The sequence below is a fragment of the Hymenobacter agri genome, from assembly GCF_054778495.1.
The window spans coordinates 1-1550 of sequence record NZ_BAAGZM010000811.1 but is presented as its reverse complement, the minus strand read 5'-3'; the positions used below and the strand labels follow the sequence as shown (position 1 = coordinate 1550).

Below are 1550 nucleotides of genomic sequence, written 5' to 3'. Positions count from 1 at the left end.
CCGCAGGCGCGTCAGCACCAGGTCGGCCCCGTTGGGCACGTAGTACGGAACGGTCGAGGTGCCAAACGGTGCCACCGCCGGCCCGCCCCGAAACGTGGCCTGCACCACGCCGGCCGTGGTGGGATAGTCGCGGCTCGACGTGCTGCCCAGCAGCACCAGCTCGTTCTGCCCGTTCACCACCAGGCTGTGCGGAAACTCGGTGTTGGTGCCGCCCACGTAGGTAGCCCACATGCGGGCCGCCGGGCCGCTGGCGGTAGTGTTGTATTTGATGAGGGCGATGTCGGCCATTCCCCGAAAAGAAGTCTGGAACGCGCCCGCCGTTGTCGGAAAGCCAATATCGAACGCCACGCCGCCCGAGTACATATTCCCCGCGTTGTCGTAGGTAGCCGTGAAGCCCCAGTTGTCGGCCGACGAGCCCGTCAGCGTCGAGAACTGCACCGTCGGGTCAATGGTCAGGGCGCGGCTAGGGTCGTACTTGCCCAGCACGAAGCGCACGCTGTGGCCCTGCAACGCGTAGCGGCAGGGCACGGCCTGGCGTTGGCCGCGGGCATCGAGCTGCCAGGCCTGCGGGGCCAGCTCGGTGGTCGTGCCCACGGTGGTTTTAATAACGAGGTTGCCGGCGGCATCGAGGCCAAGCGCCGCGGCGCCTTCGTAGCGTAGGGCCACGCGCGCGGGGTTGGCGTGCGGGGCCAGCAGCACGTCGTACTCCAGGTGCTGAGTTTGGTTTTCGTACAGTGTCAGGTCGATGCCGGGCCACAGATTGGCGTAGCGTAGCTGGCGGTAGCCGCGCACATGGCTGGCCCAGTGGGCCTCATCGGAGCCCACGAAGTAGTTGCGCTCACCGGGTACCACCTCGCTCGCCGTGAGCTGAGCCCGCGGGCTGGCTTTCTCGAAGGCCACCGAGTAGGCGTGCGCCGCAATGGCGTCGCTGGCCGGGGCCGGGGCGCCGCCCGCGTGGTGCTGGTCGAGAAACGCCTGGTCGTAGAAGGCGTAGGTGAGGCCGGTGGGCTGCACAAACAGGCGCCCGCCGGGCAGGGCCGCCGCGTAGCGCACGTGCTCGTTCCACTGCCCCTTGTTCGCAATAAACTCCAGGCTGGCGCGCTCTGGCGCGGGCGAAACGGCCCGGGCGGCCACTGGCAGTGCAAGGCTCAAAACCAGGCCCCAGGCCCGGCCAATAAAGCGAAGAGGTAGCGTCATAAACAGCAGAAAGGAAACACGAAACGGAAAGGATAGCCCGGCGGCCGGCGCGTAGCCAGCAGAGCCAACGCGGGCCGCGCAAAATTCGTGCGAGGGCGGCGGCGAAGGTAGCGCGGCCGGCCCGGCCCTACCTTTGCGGCCTCTTCTTTGGTTGTGCCGTGCGCCGTTCGTTTGCCTTTAAACTCACCCTGCTCACCCTGGCCTGGCTGCTGCTGGCCATCGCCTGCGAACAGATTCCGGCCCGTGACTTCTGGCCGGCGCTATTCGGGGCGCTCACCACGCCTGCGGCCCTGCTGCTCACGGCCCTGCTGGCCCTGTACTGGCTGCGCCGCCGCTGGCAGGTGGCGCTGCTG

The 1550-nt window shown here is 68.0% G+C and carries 1 protein-coding gene and 1 pseudogene; one reads left to right on the top strand and one right to left on the bottom strand.

All coding sequences use genetic code 11. The features are described from left to right. Positions 1-1197 (bottom strand): DUF7948 domain-containing protein (locus tag ACYVDE_RS22400; protein ID WP_460503750.1); only part of this gene is annotated, 1197 nt, incomplete at its 3' end. A 158-nt stretch (positions 1198-1355) separates the two neighbouring features. Between ACYVDE_RS22400 and ACYVDE_RS22395 the strand changes: the two are divergent. Then, a pseudogene (locus tag ACYVDE_RS22395) lies at positions 1356-1550 on the top strand (endonuclease/exonuclease/phosphatase family protein); the annotation flags it as partial.